This is a genomic window from Alloyangia pacifica (assembly GCF_003111685.1).
In the GTDB taxonomy this organism is placed as follows: domain Bacteria; phylum Pseudomonadota; class Alphaproteobacteria; order Rhodobacterales; family Rhodobacteraceae; genus Salipiger; species Salipiger pacificus_A.
On record NZ_CP022189.1, the window covers coordinates 61,643 to 79,316 of the forward strand.

Consider the following 17,674-nt stretch of genomic DNA (forward strand, 5'->3'; position numbering starts at 1 on the left):
TCTAGGAAATGTTGTCCCGGCGGCTCAGAGCATCGCCGGCACGACCTGATCCGGCGGGCGGTGCCCGTCGGCGAAGGTCTTGACGTTGATGATCACCTTCTCGCCCATCTCGATGCGCCCCTCGAGCGTCGCCGAGCCCATGTGCGGCAGCATCGCGACGTTCGGCATGTTCACCAACTCGGGGTTGCCCTTGATCTTGTGCTGGTACACGTCGAGTCCGGCACCGCCCAGCTCGCCCGCCTTGAGCATCCGGGTCAGCGCCGATTCGTCGATCACCTCGCCGCGCGAGGTGTTGATCAGAACCGCCGAGGGCTTCATCAGCCGCAGCCGACGGGCGTTGAGCAGGTGGAAGGTCGAGGGGGTGTGCGGACAGTTGACCGAGACCACATCCATCCGCGCCACCATCTGGTCGAGACTCTCCCAGTAGGTCGCCTCGAGCGCCTCCTCGGTCTCTTCTCGCAGGCGGCGGCGGTTGTGGTAGTGGATCTGCATGCCGAAGGCCGAGGCGCGCCGCGCCACCGCCTGGCCGATCCGCCCCATGCCGAGAATGCCGAGCCGCTTGCCGCCAAGTCGCGTGCCGAGGAAGGCGGTCGGCGCCCAGCCGGCCCAGTTGCCCTCCTGCATCGTGGCGAGCCCCTCCTGCATGCGGCGCATCACCGCCAGCATCAGCCCCATCACCATGTCGGCGGTGTCGTCGGTCATCACCCCCGGCGTGTTCGACACCATGATGCCCCGCGCCCGGGCGGTTTCCACGTCGATGTGATCGACGCCCGCGCCATAATTGGCGATCAGCTTGAGTCGCGGTCCGGCCTGGGCGATCAGCCCGGCGTCGATCTGGTCGGTCAGAGTCGGCACCAGGACGTCGGCCTCGGCCATTGCCTCGGTCAATTCCGCGCGAGTCATCGCGAGGTCGTCGGTGCGCAGTTTGACGTTGAAAAGCTCGCTCAGGCGGGTTTCCACCACCTCCGGCAAACGTCGCGTCACGACAACAGTCAGGCGTTTCTGCGGCATTCCGGTCAGGGCCTCCCTTTCCTTACGCTCTTTGCTTTGGCACACTGTCGCAAGCATGCACGGGGCACAAGAACCCCGGCGTAAAATCTCGAGCAGGACAGACACGATGGTCAGGACTTCTGTGTTGGCGGGGCTGCTTGCCGCCCTGCTCTGCGGCACGGCCGCGCAGGCGGCCGAAGAGCGCGGGCCGGTCACCAACCTGCCGTTGCCGCGCTACGTGTCGCTGAAGACCAACGAGGGCAACGCCCGGCGCGGCCCCTCGCTCACCCACCGCATCGACTGGGTCTATACCCGGCGGGACATGCCGCTCGAGATCATCGCCGAATATGGCCATTGGCGCCGGGTGCGCGACAAGGACGGCATGGGCGGCTGGATCCATTACGCGCTGCTGTCGGGGGTGCGCACGGTGCTTGTCGAGCAGGACATGCTCGAGCTGCACCTGCGCCCCGATCCGGACGCCCCGGTCGAGGCCAAGCTGGCGGTCGGGGTGATCGCCCATCTCGAGCATTGCGAGAAGGACTGGTGCGAACTGTCCGCCGGCGGCTACGACGGTTGGGCACCGAAATCCGCGGTTTGGGGCGTCAAGGCGGACGAGATTCTCGAATAGCCCCGCTCAGGGCTGCCAGCGGTAGAGCACGTCAAAAGGTTCTTCGCCCACGGCCTCGAAACCGCAGGCGCGGTAGAAGCGGTTCGCCGGGCTGCCCTTGAGCGCCATGAGCCGGATCGGCACGCCCGCCGCCCGCGCGTCGTCCTGCAACTCCGTGATGACCCTGCGGCCAAGCCCGAGGCCGCGCGCTTGCGCGGCAAGGTAGAGATGGTCGAGATAGTGCTCTTCCGTCCGCCGGCGCAGGACGAAAAAGCCGGCAAGCTGATCGCCCTGCAGCAGAACCACCGTCTCCGCCGGATCGAAGCTGTCGAGGAACCGCCGCCGCACGCGCAGCGGGTCGTAGCGCCCCAGCGCCTCGAGGCTCGGGCGCATCGCCTCGGCCCGCAGCTCGGCGAGCGGCGGCGCGTCCGAAGGCGTGGCGATACGGCGCGTGATCTGCATGTGGTCCGGTCCTCTTGCGAAAGGTGCCTTTCCATAGCGGCGCGGCGCGGGCACGCAAACGGCAAACTGCCTCTTTCGCGCCCGCTGCCCGAGCTGCGGCGCCGCCCGTCCCGCGCTGACGAGTCGCTGCGCCGTCGCGACGGGCGATCTGTGCCCCGGGCAGGACCGCTCCTGCCGCGCCGCGCCATTGGACAAGCCGACGATTGCGGGATAACACGCGGGCATCTCAAGATCAGGGATCCCCATGTCCGAAACCCCTTCCGACATCGCCCGCAGGGTGCTGGCCACCGAGACCGAGGCGCTGGTCCGGCTCTCCGACGAACTGCCCGCGGAGTTCGACGCCGTGGTCTCTCTGTTGCTGAACATCCGCGGCCGGGTCATCGTCTCCGGCATGGGAAAGTCCGGCCATGTCGCCGCGAAAATCGCCGCCACGCTGGCCTCGACCGGCACCCCGGCGCAATTCGTCCACCCCGGCGAGGCCAGCCATGGCGATCTTGGCATGATCACCTCGGCGGATGCGGTGATCCTGATCTCCAATTCCGGCGAGACCCGTGAGCTGGCTGACATGATCGGCTACTGCGCGCGCTTCTCGATTCCGATGATCGCCATCACCAAGCGCGCAGAGAGCACGCTGGCGACCGCCTCCGATCACATCCTGCTGCTGCCCGACGCCCCCGAGGCCTGCGCCATCGGCATGGCGCCCACCACGTCGACGACGCTGTGCATGGCGCTCGGCGACGCGCTGGCCGTGGCGCTGATGAGCAACCGCGGCTTCGGCCGCGACAGCTATGCACATTTCCACCCCGGCGGCTCGCTCGGCGCGGCACTGCTGCGGGTCTCGGCGGTGATGCACAAGGGCGACGAGCTGCCCGTCGTCAGCCCGACCACCCCGATGAGCGAGGCGCTGGTGGTCATGTCGCAGAAAGGCTTCGGCGTCGCGGCGGTGGTCACCGAGGGCCGCGTCGCGGGCATCATCACCGACGGCGACCTGCGCCGCAACATGGAGGGGCTGCTCGAGCGCCGCGCGGGCGAGGTTGCCACGCCCGGCCCGCTGGTCACCCAACCCGACACCCTGCTTACGGAGGCACTCGGCGTGCTCAACGCGAAGAAACGGACCGTCCTTCTGGTGGTCGACGAGGCCGAGCGCCTCGTCGGGCTGCTGCACATCCACGACGCGCTGCGGGCAGGTGTGGCATGAGCGCGGTCATTTTCATCCCCGCTCGCTACGCCTCGTCGCGCTACCCGGGCAAGCCGCTGGTCGAGCTCGCCGGTGCCACCGGCGAGAAGAAAAGCCTGATTCAGCGCGCCTGGGAGGCCGCCCTGACCGTCGAGGGCGTCTCGGCGGTTTACGTGCTGACCGATGACGACCGCATCGCCGAGGCGGCCCGCGGCTTCGGCGCCGAGGTGCTGATGACCTCCTCCGAGGCCCGCAACGGCACCGAGCGCTGTGCCGAGGGGGTGGCGCAGTTGGACGGCGCGCCGGAGATTGTCATCAACCTGCAGGGCGACGCACCGCTGACCCCGCCGTGGTTCATCGAGGCGCTGATCGCAGCGATGCAGGATCGGTCGGTCGAGATGGCCACCCCGGTGCTGAAGACCGACCCGGAGACCTTGGCCAACTTCGTCACCGACCGCCACGCCGGCCGCGTCGGCGGCACCACCGCGGTGATGCGCCACGACGGCACCGCGCTCTACTTCTCGAAAGAGGTGCTGCCCTACGTCGGCAACCTCGAAACCCCGCCCGAGGTCTGGCACCATGTCGGCGTCTACGGCTACCGCCCCGACGCGCTGCGCCGCTACGCCGCCTGGAACGAGGGCCCGCTGGAGCGCGCCGAGGGGCTCGAGCAACTGCGCTTTCTCGAGAACGGAACGCCGGTCACCTGCGTGCCCGTCGAGGCGCGGGGCCGGGTGTTCTGGGAGCTCAACAACCCCGTCGACGTGGCCCGTATCGAGGCCGTTCTGAAGAAGGAAGGCATCGCATGACCGCCCAGGAACCCGTCCGGAGTCCCGCCATGAAACCCGTCGCCGTCAAATCCGTCACCTTCGCCAATGACGCGCCGCTGGCGCTGATCGCCGGGCCGTGCCAGCTGGAAAGCCTCGAGCATGCGCGCATGCTGGCCGAAAAGATCGCCGCCGCCGCCGAGGCCGCGCGCACCCCGTGGGTGTTCAAGGGCAGCTTCGACAAGGCCAACCGCTCCTCGCTCTCGGGCAAGCGCGGCATCGGCATGGAGGCGGGGCTGTCGATCCTGTCGCAGATCGGCGCCGAGTTCGGCGTGCCGGTGCTCACCGACATCCACACCGCCGAGCAATGCAGCGCGGTGGCGCAGGCCGTGGACATCCTGCAGATCCCCGCGTTTCTGTCGCGCCAGACCGACCTCTTGCTGGCGGCGGGCGAGACCGGTGCGGCGATCAACGTGAAAAAGGGCCAGTTCCTGGCACCTTGGGACATGGCAAACGTGGCGGACAAGATCGCCAGCACCGGCAACGAGCGGCTGCTGCTGTGCGAGCGCGGCGCGAGCTTCGGCTACAACATGCTGGTCTCGGACATGCGCGCGCTGCCGATCATGGCGGAAACCGGCTACCCGGTGGTCTTCGATGCCACCCATTCGGTGCAGCTGCCGGGCGGACAGGGGACGTCGTCGGGAGGCCAGCGGCAATACGTGCCGACGCTGGCCCGCGCCGCCGTGGCCGTGGGCTGCGCGGCGGTCTTCATCGAAACCCACGAGGATCCGGACAACGCCCCCTCGGACGGGCCGAACATGGTGCCCGTGGACCGGCTCGGCGCGCTGCTGACGACGCTGCGCGCGCTCGACGAGGTGGCAAAAGGGGCGTAAGCGCCCCGCCCGCTCTGCTAGCGGAAGAGCTGCAGCACAAGCGGCGCGATGAGCCCGGTCAGCACCGCGTTCATCCCCATGCCAATCCCGGCAAAGGCCCCGGCTGTCGGATGCACCTGCAGCGCCCGCGCGGTGCCGACGCCATGCGCGGCAACCCCGGTGGCAAAGCCCCGCCCGCGCCAGTCGCGCAGCCCCAGCGCGTTCAGCATCGGCGTCACGGCGATCGCCCCGATCATCCCGGTCAACAGCACCAGCACGGCGGTCATCGACGGATCGCCGCCGAGCTTTTCCGAGATGCCGATTGCCACCGGCGCAGTCGCCGACTTTGGTGCCAGCGAAGCCAGCAGCCCGAAGTCGGCCCCCAGCATCCAAGCCAGCCCCAGCGCCGAGACCACGGCGGTCAGCGAGCCTGCCAGCAGCGCCAGCGCCATGGGCAGCGCCGCCTTGCGCACGCGGCGCAGGTTGGCATGCAGCGGCAGCGCCAGCGAGACCGTCGCCGGGCCGAGCATGAAGTGAACGAACTGCGCGCCCTCGAAATAGGTCTCATAGGGCGTGCCCGTCGCCAGCAGCAGCGCCCCCAGTGCGATCACCGACAGCAGCACCGGGTTGAACCAGGGCTTGCCATGCGAAAGACGGAAGATGCGGTCGCCGATCCAATAGGCGACCAGGGTGGCGGTGAGCCAGAGAAGCGGTCCGCTCTCGAGATAGGACCAGATCAGCAGCGGGTCGGTCATGCCTCCTCCTCCTCGTCGAGGTTGCCGGTGCGCCGCGCCACGTGCTCGAAGGTCAGCGCCCCGACGCAGATCGCCAGAAGCGTCGAGCCGATCAGCGACACGCCGATCGCCAGCGCGTGGGCCGAGAGCTCGGACAGGCGCGCCACTGCCCCCACGCCCACCGGCACGAAGAGCAGCGAGAGGTTCTGCAGCAGGAAGCTCGCCACCGGCCGAATGAGCGCAAGGAGCCGCTCCGAGAGCGCCATACCAACGACCAGCGCCACCATGGCAAGCACCGGGCCAGGCAGCGGCAGGCCGAAGATGCGCGAGATCACCTCGCCGCAGAGCTGGAAGAGCAGAAGGACGATGATACCGGAGACGATGGCGGGCATGGGGCGGACCTCTTTGCGGTGGGAGCTTTCCGCAACCTGCGTCTGCCGCGAAGCCAAGTCGAGAGGCCGCGGTCGACGCGCGCCCGAAACCCGCGCCCCTTACATGCTTCGCCCCCGGCACCCCCAGCATCCCGCCTCGGAGAGCGGCGCCCTGCCTTTTTGGTTTCCAGACCCGAAATCCCAAGGACGTCCGCCCAGCGGATGGGGGCAGAGCCCCCTCTTCCAGTTCCAGCGCGCCCATGGGGCGCTGTGGCAGAGATCACAACCCGGGCGGCATAAAACGAAAAAGGCCACCCGCGACGGGTGGCCTTTTCTCTAGTCCGGCCGTCGGAGCGCGCTCCGGAAAGACCGTGGTGCCGCTGAAGGGACTCGAACCCCCGACCCCATCATTACGAATGACGTGCTCTACCAGCTGAGCTACAGCGGCACTGGTGGGCGGCCTCTTAGCACCGGGGCCGCCGCAGGAAAAGGCCTATTTTGCCTTCTTGTGTTCAACCGCGCCGTGCCTGCCTTCCGCCGTGTCTTCAACGGTCTCGGCATCGGGCACGTCCCGCTTCAGCTCCGGAGACGTCTCTGCGCTGTCGAGCGGGTCCGCCGGCGTCTCGGGCGCCGGCGTCAGCACCTCGTGCGCCTCTTCCGCCTCGGTCGCGGCCTCGGCCTCGGCGCTGCGATCCTCGAGCGAGCCGATGATCAACGGCAGCATCTCGGCCCCGGCGGGGGCGACGTCGGACTGCGGCGGGCTGCGCCAGCTCAGCGTGTCGAAGCCCTCGCAGTTGGCGCAGACCGGCACCCATTCGCCGTGGATGTGGTTGCACTTGTCGCAGACCCACTGCGGGCCGCGCGGCGCCAGCAGCGCCTTTGCCAGCCAACCGCGCACCACCGGTTCGGCCGCGCCCTCGCCCTTGGCGATGGCCGCCATGACGGTGAGCACGCGGGCATCCGGCTCGGTCTCGGCGAGGTTGCCCACGGCGCGGCGTGCCTCGGGAAAGTCCTCGGCGGCGAGCGCCAGCTCGGCCTTGAGCAGCTTGGTCTCGCGGTGCTCGGGGTTGATCGAGGTGAGCGTGCCAAAACGCTTCATCCGTGCCGACGGGGTCTCGTCCGGGGCGATCTCGGCGAAGGCGGCGGCCAGGTCCGGATGCGGCTGAACCGACCATGCCTTCTTGAGGATGCGGGTCGCCAGCTTGGGCTTGTCCTGCGCAATATAGGAGCGTGCCGCCATAGCCGCGCCGGGAATGAGGTCGGGCGAGCCCTTCGACGCGGCGATGGCCGCCTCGCGGGCCTCGATCGGCTTGTCCTCGTCCATGATGTCCTTGGCTTCCGACAGCGCCAGGACAGCGTCGCGGCGGCGGTAGACATCGCGCGGCAGGGCGCCGTGCTTGAGCTTGGCCGAGAGCGTCTTGCGCGCGCCCTGCCAGTCATGTTTCGAGGCTTGCAGCTGCAGAAGCAGATCCTGGATTTCCTCGTGCTTGGGCTTGAGCGCAAAGGCGCGCTCGGCCAGCTTCAGCGCCGTGTCCGTGTCGCCCTTGGCCAGCTTCTGCTTCATCATCCCGCGGATGCCGACGAAGCGGGTCTGCTCGTTGGTGATAAGCTTCTTGTAAACTTCCTCGGCCTTGCGGGTGTCGCCGGTCATCTCGGCGGCCTGCGCGGTCAGCAGTTGCGTCAGCTCGGGCTTGTGCAGGTAGCGCTCGGCTTTCTGCGCCTTGGCCATGGCGAGCTTGCCCTCGCCCGAGGCCAGCGCCAGCAGTCCTTCGGACATCGCCTGATACCCCTTGCGCTCGCGGTTGCGGTCGAAATAGCGCGACAGCGCCGTATCGTCGCCGTTGATGAACTTCAGGATGGCGATGAGCAGCGAGACCAGCTTGAAGACCACCCACAGCACGAAGACCAGCACGATGGCGGCGATCACCGACTGCAGCGGCCCGAGGGTGAATTCCATCCCGCCGGCGGTGACCTGCACCCCGCCCGAGCTTTCCATAAGGTAGCCGGCCCCGAGGGTCAGCCCCGCCACAACGGCGACGAAGAGAACGATTTTCAGAAGTGACCAAAGCATGAAAACGATCCCTTACCCTCAGTTCTGGTTCAGTGTCTGTGCGACGGCATCGGCCCCGTCGAGCGCCGCCTTGCGCGCCTCGGCGCGGGCGGTCCAATCGGCCAGTTCGGCCTGCGCCGGTTCCGGCAGAGCCGCAAGCTCGCTCAGCACGGTGCCAAGATCCGCCGATCGCAGCGCCGCCTCGGCGCGCGAGAGGACGGCGTCGGGGTCGTCCCCCTCGCGCGGCTCAACCGAGCGGGCGCCAAGCTGGTTGGCGAAGAAAGTGGTGACCCGGCTGGCGGTATCCTCGGTGGTGGCCTCGGCCCGGCGGGCCGCCGAGAGCGCATCGCGCGCTGCGGGCGGGAAATCAGCCACCAGCGCAGCCTGGGTCGGTGCCCCCTCGTCCGCGGAAGCGGCCAGCCCATCGGGGACGTTCACACCGTTCGTCTGCAGCACCTGCAGCGCCTCGGCGTAGGGCGCGCCATCGCGCAGCGCGGTGTTGATGTCGGACAGCGCGGTGCGCGACTTGGCCAGCATCGCCTGATCCGAGGCGCTCTGCTGCGCCGCCATGGCGTCCTGGGTCATCTGCTCGACCTCGGCGCGCTGCGTCTCGATCGCGGTGCGCACGTCGGCAAGCGCCTTCTCGTAGGCGGCCATGGCCTCGGGCGAGACCGATTCCGACAACCACTGGTTCTGCATGCTCTCGATCCGGGACTGCAACTGCGCCACCTGCTCGGTGAGCGTCGCCGCAGAGCCCTCGGCGGCCTGCATCCGCGCGCCGAGATCGGCGGTGGAACTCTCGAGCCCGGAAAGGTCGATGCCGCCCACCTGCGCCGCGGTCTCGGCAACCGTGCCGCTCAGCGCGTCGATCTTCTCGGATTGCTCTGCCAGAGAGGCCGCGGTCTGCGCCTCGAACGCGTCACCGCCGTCGCCGAAGGGGTAACTCCCGGACTGGTAGCTCGAGGCGGCCCAGCCAAGCGCCGCGGCGAGGATGCCGCCAAGCGCCATCGGCACGAAGCCCCCCTTGCGCTCGACCACGGTCTCGCGGACCACCTCCCGCGGCGGCACAGCGGCGGCCGGCGCGGAGGTGTCGGTCCGTGCCGCGAGGTTATCGTCGCCCTCGGCGATCAGAGTGTCGGCGTCCTTGCCCACGTCGGTGTCGCTGTCGAGCTCGACCGCCTCGCCCACCGAGTGGATCGACTCCATCGAACTGGCAGGCTCCTGCGCCGCCGTATCCTGCGCAACCGTGTCCTCGGCCTCGGCGCTGAGGAGCGAGTCCTCGGTCACGAAGGTGTCGGTGCCCTCGGCGCTTGCGATCGTGTCGGGCGCGTCTCCGGCGAGCGTATCGTCCGCGTCGGCCTCGAGACTCTCGGCCCCGGCGGCGTTTTTCACCTCGTCCCCGAGCGTGTCCTCGCCTTCGGGCGCGGCACTGTCATCCGCCGGCGCGGTGTCGGTGCCTTCGGCCGTCTCATCGAGGGTGGCCTCGGTCTCGGGGGAGGACTGCCCCTCCTCCGGCTTGTCCTTGGCGTCGTCTAGAGGCTTCTTCTTGTCGGCCACGCGGTCCACCCTTTCAATCTGTCGCTTGCGGATCCTCTGCGGATCTCGCGTCACTTTCATAACTTTTCACGGACCCGACGCGCTCCACAAGCAATCGCGCGCATTCTAGGAGCTTTTCCACCGACTTACGCATAAGCCCGGCGTCGGGTCGCAAAACAATCTCTGAGTCGAGAACATAGAGGCCGGAGAGGGCCGCTTCCACCTCCGCGCTCATATATGCGGCGAAAAGCGGCGCGGTAGCGTTAACGTCCCGCGCAGCCGCGGCAAAGAGCGCGGCGCTGCGAGGTGAAAAAAGCGGCACGACCACCGGGAGTTGTCCGCGCAGCGCAGAGACCGCCTCGACGCTGAGCGGCCGAGTCGGCTGGTCGTAAATAACCGCCTCGGCGCAGGGCTGACCGGCCGCGGTGAGTCGCGCGGCAAGATCGCCCCGCGCATGGGTGCCGCGCGGATGCAGCAGCGCGCCGCCGGGCGACTCGCCTAGAACCAGCGCCAGAAGTGCCTCGGCATCGCCCTGTGCGACGCGCGGGGTCATCCCGATCAGCCGCGCCGCGCGGGCCGTCGCCTCGCCCACGGCATAGCACAGCGGCAGCGGCATCCCCCCCAGTTCGGCATAGGCGCGCACGCCGCTTGCAGAGGTGAAAACGAGCCCGGTAACTCCCGCGAGCTCGGGCAGCGGGCCGGTGGTCTCGACCTCGATCAGCGGGCTGAGGATCGGCGTGAACCCCGAAAAGCCGTCGTCGCGAAGCTCGCCGAGAAAGCGCTCGGAGGCCGCGCGCGGGCGGGTGAGCAGCAGGAGGGGCTGGGAATCTGGCATCCTTGCTCCGGGATTGGAGGGCTCGGGATTGTGAGGGCCCTGCTCTGGTGGTAGCTGCAGGACCAAAGGGATGCAACGGATGTGCCGATGCCGGAACTGACGATCCTCGGGCTGGAAAGCAGCTGTGACGACACCGCCGCCGCCGTGTTGCGCGGGCAAGAGATCCTGTCCTCGGTGGTGCTCGGCCAGAATGAGCTGCACGCGGCCTTTGGCGGCGTGGTGCCCGAAATTGCCGCTCGCGCCCATGCCGAGAAGCTCGATCTGGCCATCGAACAGGCGCTGGTGCAGGCCGGGGTGCCGGTGACCGAGCTCGATGCCATCGCGGTGACGGCGGGCCCCGGTCTGATCGGCGGCGTCCTCTCGGGCGTGATGATGGGCAAGGGCATCGCGGCGGCCACCGGCAAGCCGCTGATAGGGGTGAACCACCTTGCCGGCCACGCGCTGACGCCGCGGCTGACCGACGGGCTCGCCTATCCCTATCTGATGCTGCTGGTCTCGGGCGGGCATTGCCAGTTCCTGATCGTGCGCGGCCCGCAGGCCTTCAAGCGGCTCGGCGGCACCATCGACGACGCGCCCGGTGAGGCTTTCGACAAGACCGCCCGCCTGCTCGGACTGGCGCAGCCCGGCGGCCCCTCGGTCGAGGAGGCGGCGGAATCCGGCGACGAGACACGTTTCCGTTTCCCACGTCCACTGCTCGACCGCGAGGGCTGCGATCTGTCCTTCTCGGGGTTGAAGACCGCGCTGCTGCGCCTGCGCGACAAGCTGATCGAGGAGCAGGGCGGGCTTCACCGGCAGGACGTGGCCGACCTCTGCGCCGGTTTTCAGGCGGCGGTGCGCGACGTGCTGGCCGAGAAGACCCGGCGCGCGATGCGGCTCTATCTCGCGGAAACTCCCGCCGAGCCGGCGCTGGCCGTGGCCGGGGGCGTTGCCGCCAACAAGGCCCTGCGCGGCGCACTGGAAGGTCTCTGCGAAGAGCATGGGGTGGCCTTCACCGCCCCGCCGCTGCGGCTCTGTACCGACAATGCGGCGATGATCGCCTATGCCGGCGGCGAGCTTCTGGCGGCCGGGGAAGTGTCTGACATGACCCTTGCCGCGCGTCCACGCTGGCCACTCGACAAGACCGCCGCGCCGCTGCTCGGCTCGGGGAAAAAAGGGGCAAAGGCATGATTGGCGTTCTGGGCGCGGGTGCCTTTGGCACAGCGCTGGCCGTGGCGCTGGCGCAGGACGGCCGGAAGGTGATGCTTTGGGGCCGCGACGCGGACACCATGGGCGCGATGGCGCAAAGCCGCCAGACCGCCCGCCTGCCCGGGGTGACACTGCCTGAAGGGATCGAGGTCACCGCCGATCTCGCCCGCGCCTCGACCGCCGAGACGCTGCTGCTCGCGGTGCCGATGCAGACGCTTTCGTCCGTATTGGGGTCGATTGCCCAGCCGCTCGAGGGGCAGAAGCTGGTCGCCTGCTGCAAGGGCATCGATCTGGCGACCGGCGAGGGGCCGAGCCATGTGATCGCCCATGCCAAGCCCGGCGCCCTGCCCGCCATCCTCACCGGCCCGAGCTTTGCCGCCGACATTGCCCGCGGCCTGCCGACGGCGCTGACGCTGGCCTGCGCGGACGCCGAGGCGGGGATGGTGCTGCAGCACGTGCTCTCGACCAAGACGCTGAGGCTCTACCGCAGCACGGATGTCACCGGCGCCGAGGTCGGCGGCGCCCTGAAGAACGTCATGGCCATCGCCTGCGGCGCCTGCATCGGCGCCGGCTTCGGCGACAGCGCCCGCGCCGCGCTGATGACCCGTGGCTTCGCCGAGATGACCAGGCTCGCGGTGCATCTGGGAGCAAAATCAGAGACGATCACGGGGCTTTCGGGCCTTGGCGACCTGGCGCTCACCTGCACCTCGGAGTTGTCGCGCAACTACCGCTACGGCCAGGCGCTCGGCCGCGCCGAGGGATTCGACCCCTCGGTCACCGTCGAGGGCGCCGCCACTGCCCGCGCCGTCGCCGCGCTCGCGGCGCGTGACGGACTCCCCATGCCGGTCTCGGGCGTTGTCGCCGCGCTGACCGAGGGCACAGTCACCATCGCCGAGGCTCTGGAAGAGCTTCTGTCTCGACCCCTGAAGGAGGAATGACCATGCTCGTCGCGCTTTTCGCCAAGGACAAACCCGGTGCCCTGCAGATCCGCAAGGATACCCGTGCGGAACATCTCGCCTACATTGATCGCACCGGCGTGGTCGCACAGGCGGGACCGCTGCTGGATGACGCCGGCGAGATGGCCGGCAGTCTGGTCATCCTCGACGTCGCGGACATGGCCGCGGCGCAGGACTGGGCCGACAAGGATCCCTATGCGCTGGCTGGCCTCTTCGAGACCGTCACGCTGACCGCGTGGAAAAAGGTCATCGGGTGAGGCGATGAGATACTGGCTCTTCAAGTCCGAGCCCTCGACCTGGTCCTGGGAGGACCAGGTCGCGAAGGGCGACGCGGGCGAGGAATGGGACGGCGTCCGCAACTACCAGGCCCGCAACTTCATGCGCGAGATGAAACTCGGCGACCGCGGCTTCTTCTACCACTCGCAGAGCGAGAAGGCGGTTGTCGGCATCATCGAGATCTGCGCCGAGGTGCACCCCGACAGCAAGGCCGATGACCCGCGCTGGGAATGCGTGGACATCAAGGCTGTCGAGACGCTGCCGACCCCGGTCACGCTCGAAGAAATCAAGACCGACCCGGCGCTCTCGGAGATGGCGCTGATCAAGCAGTCGCGCCTGTCGGTACAACCGGTGACCGAGGCCGAGTTCTTACACATCTGCGCCAAGGGCGGGCTGAAGTCCTGATCCGGCGCTGAGGCCGCTTGGCAGCGCTTGGGCCGGACGGAAGTCGCGGACGGTCTGAGAACCACAGGCACCGGAAGCAACGCGCGCGGTTTCACCACGCAAACAGGGGTCCGCCAAGAGCCGGACCCCTGTACCACCCCGCGTGCTCCCACGCACGTTTCGGAGAAACTGGACCCGACCGTTCTGGCCGAGCTTAGAATGTCGCATGCCCGTGCCCCGGGCGCAAAGCGGTAGTGTTTAGAATTCTATCGACCCGCCCTCAGGCGTAGGCGCCTTCCTTGCCGAAATGCTTCACCAGCAGGTAGTAGACCACCGCCCGGTACTTGTTGCGCTCGGAGCGCCCGTAGGTATCGACCACGGCATTGATCGCCTCCATCAGTTCCGGCCCGTCCTCGAGCCCCAGCTTCTTGACCAGAAAGTTGTCCTTCACAGTCTCCAGCTCGTGCGCTTCGCTGGCGGCAACGGTCGAGGCATCGGTATCGTAGATCGACGGACCGCAGCCGATGGTGACCTGGGTAAGCAGATCCATGTCTGGCTCCGTGCCGCACTTCTCACGCAGGTCCGCGGCGTATTTCTCGATAAGATCGTCTCGCTTGCCCATCTCACTCTCCTCCTGAACTGGGTCTTCCTGCGCGCCGGGCGCAGCTTTTCCTGACCAGAGTATAGTCCCCCTTGATTGTTGATAAAGAGAGGAAAATCGTTCTCTGTTTCTGCACAGCGCGTACTCGCGGCATGGCGTTAAACTTTTTTTAGTGACAAAGCCGTGATGCCGCCCGCAGCATGGGCGGGGGAGTGCAAGGACTGGCAGACCCGGATAACGGGCATCGCCCTGTGCTCTCAAACGCAGAAACCCGGGGAATTCCAATGGCAACAGAGACGTTTGTCGTCGCCTACGAGAATAAGGAAGGTGATGACGGCCTGCTCGATTATGCAATCGCGCGGGCCAAGAAGGACGATGCGGCCTTGCTGCTTGTCCATATCCTTGAATGGTCGCCCTACAAGTTCCTGACGCCTCAGGAAATCGAGGAGCGCCACGCCCGCCGCAAGCAGGAAATGGCGCGGGCCAGGGAAGTGATGCTCGATCCGGCGCTCGCCAAGGTGCACGCCGCCGGGCTCGAGGGCGACTGCCGCATCCGCTACGGATCGGTGGTCGAACTGGTGGCCGAAATCGCGTCTGAGGCGGGCGCGAGCATGATCTTCGTCGGCAGGTCCGGCACGCAGTCCATGGCCGCACGTATCTTTGGATCGGTGCCCCTTGGCCTTGCGCAGGTCGCCCCCGTGCCAACCGTCATCGTGCCCTGAGCCGCTGGAGACCCGTCATGAAACCCATTCAAATCGCCCTTCGCGTCGGCCTTCCGGCCCTCGGCGCGACGCTCGCCGCCCTTCCCGTCCAAGCGCAGGAGGCGGCGCAGACCCTCGACGATCGGATCAACGAGGTTGTCGGCCGCTTTACCACCCCCTTCGTCAACTTCATCTTCGCCCCCTTCCCAGGCACATCCTTCCCGTGGATCGTGCTTTGGCTGGTGGTCGCGGCGACGATCTTCACGCTCTATTTCGCCTTCGTGCAGTTCCGCGCCTTCCCGCATTCGATCGCGCTGGTGTCAGGCAAGTATTCCGATCCCGATGACGCCGGCGAGGTCAGCCACTTCCAGGCCCTCGCCACGGCGCTTTCGGGCACGGTCGGTCTTGGCAATATCGCCGGTGTGGCCGTGGCCGTGTCGATCGGCGGACCCGGCGCGACCTTCTGGATGATCCTCGCGGGTCTCATGGGGATGGCGTCCAAGTTCACCGAATGCACGCTCGGCGTGAAATACCGCAATGAATACGCCGACGGCACCGTCTCGGGTGGACCGATGTACTACCTCAGCAAGGGCATGGCGGAGCGCGGATTTGCCGGCTTCGGCAAGGTGCTGGCGATCTGCTTCTCGATCGTCTGCGTGCTCGGCTCGCTGGGGGGCGGCAACATGTTCCAGGCCAACCAGGCGCATGCGCAGCTCGCCAATATCATCGGCGACTACCCGGGCTGGATCACCGGTGTGATCTTCGCGGCCATCGTCTTTGCGGTGATCATCGGCGGCCTGAAAAGCATCGCGCAGGTCACCGAGAAGATCGTTCCCTTCATGGGCGTGCTCTACGTCGGCACGGCGCTGATCATCATCTTGATGAACTATGACCGGATCGGCTGGGCACTTGGCCAGATTTTCGACGGCGCCTTCACCGGGCTCGGCGTCGCGGGCGGGCTCGTCGGCGCGCTGATCCAGGGCTTCAAGCGGGCGGCCTTCTCGAACGAGGCGGGCGTCGGCTCCGCGGCCATCGCCCACTCGGCGGTGCGCACCAAGGAGCCGATCACCGAGGGGTTCGTGTCGCTGCTCGAGCCCTTCATCGACACGGTGGTGATCTGCACCATGACCGCGCTGGTCATCGTGATCACCGGCGTGCTGCAAGTGGACGCGGAGACCGGCCAGTACATCTGGAACGCCGAGCTGGGCCGTGTCGAGACCCTGGGCGACGTCTCGGGCGTGGCGCTGACCTCAGCGGCCTTCGGATCCGCCATCTCGTGGTTCCCCTACGTGCTGGCGCTGGCGGTGATCCTCTTCGCCTTCTCGACGATGATCTCCTGGAGCTACTACGGGCTCAAGGCCTGGACCTACATGTTCGGCGAAGGCAAGTTCCAAGAGGTGAGCTTCAAGGTCCTGTTCTGCATCTTCGTCATCATCGGCGCGGCGATGAACCTCGGCCCGGTGATCGACTTCTCGGATGCGGCGATCTTCGCGATGGCGCTCTTCAACATCGTGGGCCTCTACTTCCTGATGCCGATCGTGAAGGCCGAGATGAACAGCTACATGAGCCGGCTGAAGTCGGGCGAGATCAAGCGCTACGCCTGAGCCCCGACACGACACGGCACGACGGAACACGAAGGGGGCGCCGAAAGGCGCCCCCTTTTTACTTGGAACAGAGCCTTACTTCGCAGCCAGCAGTTCCGGCACCTCGAGCAGGATGAACTCGTTGTGCGCCGCCTCGCCCGGCACGCGCCCGCCCGAGAAAGGCAGGTTGTTGTCGTTGGCGACCAGGATGTGGGTCTCGTCCACCGCGATCACGTCCTCGATGGTGAAGAAGGGGAAGCTGAAGTGATCGCCGCCCGCGCCCATGCCCTCGAGCGCCTTGGCATCGGGGTCGGCGATGTTCAGCAGGTCGATCTGGCCAATGCGGCGGATGAAGCCCTCTTCGTCGGTGTCGCTCATGTCGACCAGCACGATGTTCTTCACCTTGGCGGGGTTCGGGTAGCACTCGGCGGTCTCGGTCGCACCCTCGGCGCAGGCCTGCGTCATGTCGCCCTCGCCGTTGTCGCGCTCGATGACCAGCGCGCGGGTCTCGTCGATGAAGTTGAAATCACCGATCGCCGTGGCACCCTCGGCAAGCTGGAACTTCACGCTCTCACCAGTCCATTCCCCTGCTTTAGGGTCGAAAGCGATGACCCGCAGGAAGAGCCCCTCGGTTTCGCCACCCTCGATCAGGATCGGCTTTTCCAGCATCGCCCAAAGCAGGTCCGTGCCCGGCTGCAGCGCCATGCCCTCGTAGCCGCCCGAGCGCTGCACCTGGTAGTCGGTGCCCGCAGTCGCGGGGACAAAAACGCTGTAAGTGTCTGGGCCATGAAGCTCCTTGCCGTCGAGCTTGGTGGCAAAGACATCTTTCACGACGCCGTCGAGCCCGGCGCGGATGATGTAGGGGCCGAACTCGTCGCCGATCCAAACCTCACCGTCCAGCACCTGGATCGACTCCGTGTCGAAGTCGGCGCCGGTCAGATAGCGGCTCTCGGTGCCTTCATAGGCAATGCGGAAGGGCACCTTGTGGTCCGGGTCCGACAGGAAGATCGTCTCGCGGCGCTCGACCGTGCCGGTCTCGAAATCCGGCGCCATGCGGTGGAAGAACAGCATGGCGTCGGGCGAGTTGCGCTTCGAGCCGAAGCCGTTGTCGGTCAGCGTGTAGAAGCTGCCGTCCTCGGCGCGGGTCATGGCAAAACCCGACATGCCCTGCACCGGCTGGCCGATGAAGGGCAGCGAAATGCCGGTGCCGTGGTTGCCGTAGGTCTTGCCGGTGTTGCCCTCGACGCTCATCGCTTGGCCGTTGCGCGCGGCGCCGGTGAACTTGCCGGAGAGCCAGGCATCACGCGGCGCATCCGCCGGCGGCTCGACCAGCGACAGGGCGGGCAGGTAGGCGTGACCGGCGAGCTTGGCCGGAAAGATCTCCTGGGCCGTGGCGGGCGCGGCGGCCGCGCTGGCGAGGGCGAGAAGGGAAAGCGAAAGGCGCATCGGGAACTCCTCGTGGATGCATTGATGCGCCGCTGCTACGGACATTGCGTAACGCTCACGTGGCCGTGATGTGACGCTCCGGTGAAACCCGGCGCCCTGTCATCTTTGCCCAGGTATTCCCGCCGGAGGCATCGGCACGCCCTC

Annotated in this window: 19 protein-coding genes and 1 tRNA gene; 10 read left to right on the forward strand and 10 right to left on the reverse strand. The window is 67.5% G+C overall.

All coding sequences use genetic code 11. The features are described from left to right. Window positions 1–24: 24 nt before the first annotated feature. Entirely contained in the window at window positions 25–1,011 is a 987-nt protein-coding gene (locus tag CEW88_RS00210; protein ID WP_108964156.1) for a 2-hydroxyacid dehydrogenase, read from the reverse strand. A 106-nt stretch (window positions 1,012–1,117) separates the two neighbouring features. On the opposite strand from CEW88_RS00210, the gene CEW88_RS00215 reads away from it, so the two are divergent. Beyond that, the gene (locus CEW88_RS00215; protein WP_108964157.1) at window positions 1,118–1,618 is read left to right on the forward strand and encodes an SH3 domain-containing protein; all 501 of its coding nucleotides are present in this window, start codon (window positions 1,118–1,120) and stop codon (window positions 1,616–1,618) included. A 6-nt stretch (window positions 1,619–1,624) separates the two neighbouring features. On the opposite strand, the gene CEW88_RS00220 is transcribed toward CEW88_RS00215, so the two are convergent. Next, a complete protein-coding gene (locus tag CEW88_RS00220; RefSeq protein ID WP_217626433.1) occupies window positions 1,625–2,059 on the reverse strand; it encodes a GNAT family N-acetyltransferase in 435 nt (144 codons plus the stop codon). A 244-nt stretch (window positions 2,060–2,303) separates the two neighbouring features. Between CEW88_RS00220 and CEW88_RS00225 the strand changes: the two genes are divergently transcribed. Genes CEW88_RS00225 through kdsA form a run of 3 tightly spaced genes read left to right on the forward strand, consistent with a single transcriptional unit; the run spans window position 2,304 to window position 4,893 of the window. Continuing rightward, window positions 2,304–3,257 carry a KpsF/GutQ family sugar-phosphate isomerase gene (locus tag CEW88_RS00225; protein WP_108964158.1) on the forward strand — a complete coding sequence of 318 codons (954 nt, stop codon included), beginning with the start codon at window positions 2,304–2,306 and terminating at the stop codon, window positions 3,255–3,257. Further along, the gene (locus CEW88_RS00230; protein ID WP_108964159.1) at window positions 3,254–4,042 is read left to right on the forward strand and encodes a 3-deoxy-manno-octulosonate cytidylyltransferase; all 789 of its coding nucleotides are present in this window, start codon (window positions 3,254–3,256) and stop codon (window positions 4,040–4,042) included. The genes CEW88_RS00225 and CEW88_RS00230 overlap by 4 nt, the downstream gene beginning before the upstream one ends. 29 nt (window positions 4,043–4,071) lie before the next feature. Next, window positions 4,072–4,893, forward strand: a complete 822-nt coding sequence (kdsA, locus tag CEW88_RS00235; protein ID WP_108967436.1) for a 3-deoxy-8-phosphooctulonate synthase — start codon at window positions 4,072–4,074, stop codon at window positions 4,891–4,893. A gap of 17 nt (window positions 4,894–4,910) precedes the next feature. Here the strand turns inward: kdsA and CEW88_RS00240 are convergent, their stop codons facing one another. From CEW88_RS00240 to CEW88_RS00265, 6 genes are all read right to left on the reverse strand, one after another. Continuing rightward, window positions 4,911–5,627 carry an LrgB family protein gene (locus tag CEW88_RS00240; RefSeq protein WP_108964160.1) on the reverse strand — a complete coding sequence of 239 codons (717 nt, stop codon included), beginning with the start codon at window positions 5,625–5,627 and terminating at the stop codon, window positions 4,911–4,913. Then, the gene (locus CEW88_RS00245) at window positions 5,624–5,998 is read right to left on the reverse strand and encodes a CidA/LrgA family protein (protein WP_254694412.1); all 375 of its coding nucleotides are present in this window, start codon (window positions 5,996–5,998) and stop codon (window positions 5,624–5,626) included. Before CEW88_RS00245 ends, CEW88_RS00240 begins: the two co-directional genes overlap by 4 nt. 351 nt (window positions 5,999–6,349) lie before the next feature. Next, window positions 6,350–6,425: transfer RNA gene (locus tag CEW88_RS00250), tRNA-Thr, on the reverse strand. Between the two features lie 45 nt (window positions 6,426–6,470). Beyond that, a complete protein-coding gene (locus CEW88_RS00255; protein WP_108964161.1) occupies window positions 6,471–8,048 on the reverse strand; it encodes a heme biosynthesis protein HemY in 1,578 nt (525 codons plus the stop codon). A gap of 18 nt (window positions 8,049–8,066) precedes the next feature. Continuing rightward, on the reverse strand, window positions 8,067–9,584 hold the full coding sequence (locus CEW88_RS00260; protein WP_108967440.1) for a COG4223 family protein: 1,518 nt from the start codon (window positions 9,582–9,584) through the stop codon (window positions 8,067–8,069). 13 nt (window positions 9,585–9,597) lie between these two features. After that, window positions 9,598–10,398, reverse strand: coding sequence for a uroporphyrinogen-III synthase (locus CEW88_RS00265; protein ID WP_108964162.1), 801 nt, complete (start codon window positions 10,396–10,398; stop codon window positions 9,598–9,600). A gap of 87 nt (window positions 10,399–10,485) precedes the next feature. On the opposite strand from CEW88_RS00265, the gene tsaD reads away from it, so the two are divergent. Genes tsaD through CEW88_RS00285 form a run of 4 tightly spaced genes read left to right on the forward strand, consistent with a single transcriptional unit; the run spans window position 10,486 to window position 13,220 of the window. Then, window positions 10,486–11,565 carry a tRNA (adenosine(37)-N6)-threonylcarbamoyltransferase complex transferase subunit TsaD gene (tsaD, locus tag CEW88_RS00270; RefSeq protein WP_108964163.1) on the forward strand — a complete coding sequence of 360 codons (1,080 nt, stop codon included), beginning with the start codon at window positions 10,486–10,488 and terminating at the stop codon, window positions 11,563–11,565. Next, the gene (locus CEW88_RS00275; RefSeq protein ID WP_108964164.1) at window positions 11,562–12,521 is read left to right on the forward strand and encodes an NAD(P)H-dependent glycerol-3-phosphate dehydrogenase; all 960 of its coding nucleotides are present in this window, start codon (window positions 11,562–11,564) and stop codon (window positions 12,519–12,521) included. Before tsaD ends, CEW88_RS00275 begins: the two co-directional genes overlap by 4 nt. 2 nt (window positions 12,522–12,523) lie before the next feature. Continuing rightward, window positions 12,524–12,796: a YciI family protein gene (locus tag CEW88_RS00280; RefSeq protein ID WP_108964165.1), complete on the forward strand. Its 273-nt coding sequence runs from the start codon at window positions 12,524–12,526 to the stop codon at window positions 12,794–12,796. Between the two features lie 4 nt (window positions 12,797–12,800). Further along, entirely contained in the window at window positions 12,801–13,220 is a 420-nt protein-coding gene (locus CEW88_RS00285; RefSeq protein WP_108964166.1) for an EVE domain-containing protein, read from the forward strand. A gap of 259 nt (window positions 13,221–13,479) precedes the next feature. Here CEW88_RS00285 and CEW88_RS00290 read toward each other — a convergent pair whose 3' ends face one another. Continuing rightward, window positions 13,480–13,821: a DUF2853 family protein gene (locus CEW88_RS00290; protein ID WP_108964167.1), complete on the reverse strand. Its 342-nt coding sequence runs from the start codon at window positions 13,819–13,821 to the stop codon at window positions 13,480–13,482. 263 nt (window positions 13,822–14,084) lie between these two features. On the opposite strand from CEW88_RS00290, the gene CEW88_RS00295 reads away from it, so the two are divergent. Continuing rightward, window positions 14,085–14,522 (forward strand): universal stress protein, encoded by a 438-nt coding sequence (locus CEW88_RS00295; protein ID WP_108964168.1) that lies wholly within the window; start codon window positions 14,085–14,087, stop codon window positions 14,520–14,522. Window positions 14,523–14,539: 17 nt separating this feature from the next. Then, window positions 14,540–16,105 (forward strand): alanine/glycine:cation symporter family protein, encoded by a 1,566-nt coding sequence (locus CEW88_RS00300; RefSeq protein ID WP_108964169.1) that lies wholly within the window; start codon window positions 14,540–14,542, stop codon window positions 16,103–16,105. A 75-nt stretch (window positions 16,106–16,180) separates the two neighbouring features. Here the strand turns inward: CEW88_RS00300 and CEW88_RS00305 are convergent, their stop codons facing one another. Next, window positions 16,181–17,530 (reverse strand): esterase-like activity of phytase family protein, encoded by a 1,350-nt coding sequence (locus CEW88_RS00305; protein ID WP_108964170.1) that lies wholly within the window; start codon window positions 17,528–17,530, stop codon window positions 16,181–16,183. Window positions 17,531–17,674 lie beyond the last annotated feature (144 nt).

Excerpts from the sequence above, each read along its gene's own strand:
- CEW88_RS00290 (WP_108964167.1), bottom strand. The coding sequence starts at position 13,821 with ATGGGCAAGCGAGACGATCTTATCGAGAAATACGCCGCGGACCTGCGT.
- CEW88_RS00275 (WP_108964164.1), top strand. The coding sequence starts at position 11,562 with ATGATTGGCGTTCTGGGCGCGGGTGCCTTTGGCACAGCGCTGGCCGTG.
- CEW88_RS00285 (WP_108964166.1), top strand. The coding sequence starts at position 12,801 with ATGAGATACTGGCTCTTCAAGTCCGAGCCCTCGACCTGGTCCTGGGAG.
- CEW88_RS00220 (WP_217626433.1), bottom strand. The coding sequence starts at position 2,059 with ATGCAGATCACGCGCCGTATCGCCACGCCTTCGGACGCGCCGCCGCTC.
- kdsA (WP_108967436.1), top strand. The coding sequence starts at position 4,072 with ATGAAACCCGTCGCCGTCAAATCCGTCACCTTCGCCAATGACGCGCCG.
- CEW88_RS00230 (WP_108964159.1), top strand. The coding sequence starts at position 3,254 with ATGAGCGCGGTCATTTTCATCCCCGCTCGCTACGCCTCGTCGCGCTAC.
- CEW88_RS00255 (WP_108964161.1), bottom strand. The coding sequence starts at position 8,048 with ATGCTTTGGTCACTTCTGAAAATCGTTCTCTTCGTCGCCGTTGTGGCG.
- tsaD (WP_108964163.1), top strand. The coding sequence starts at position 10,486 with ATGCCGGAACTGACGATCCTCGGGCTGGAAAGCAGCTGTGACGACACC.
- CEW88_RS00215 (WP_108964157.1), top strand. The coding sequence starts at position 1,118 with ATGGTCAGGACTTCTGTGTTGGCGGGGCTGCTTGCCGCCCTGCTCTGC.
- CEW88_RS00295 (WP_108964168.1), top strand. The coding sequence starts at position 14,085 with ATGGCAACAGAGACGTTTGTCGTCGCCTACGAGAATAAGGAAGGTGAT.
- CEW88_RS00280 (WP_108964165.1), top strand. The coding sequence starts at position 12,524 with ATGCTCGTCGCGCTTTTCGCCAAGGACAAACCCGGTGCCCTGCAGATC.
- CEW88_RS00265 (WP_108964162.1), bottom strand. The coding sequence starts at position 10,398 with ATGCCAGATTCCCAGCCCCTCCTGCTGCTCACCCGCCCGCGCGCGGCC.
- CEW88_RS00245 (WP_254694412.1), bottom strand. The coding sequence starts at position 5,998 with ATGCCCGCCATCGTCTCCGGTATCATCGTCCTTCTGCTCTTCCAGCTC.
- CEW88_RS00225 (WP_108964158.1), top strand. The coding sequence starts at position 2,304 with ATGTCCGAAACCCCTTCCGACATCGCCCGCAGGGTGCTGGCCACCGAG.
- CEW88_RS00210 (WP_108964156.1), bottom strand. The coding sequence starts at position 1,011 with ATGCCGCAGAAACGCCTGACTGTTGTCGTGACGCGACGTTTGCCGGAG.
- CEW88_RS00300 (WP_108964169.1), top strand. The coding sequence starts at position 14,540 with ATGAAACCCATTCAAATCGCCCTTCGCGTCGGCCTTCCGGCCCTCGGC.
- CEW88_RS00305 (WP_108964170.1), bottom strand. The coding sequence starts at position 17,530 with ATGCGCCTTTCGCTTTCCCTTCTCGCCCTCGCCAGCGCGGCCGCCGCG.
- CEW88_RS00240 (WP_108964160.1), bottom strand. The coding sequence starts at position 5,627 with ATGACCGACCCGCTGCTGATCTGGTCCTATCTCGAGAGCGGACCGCTT.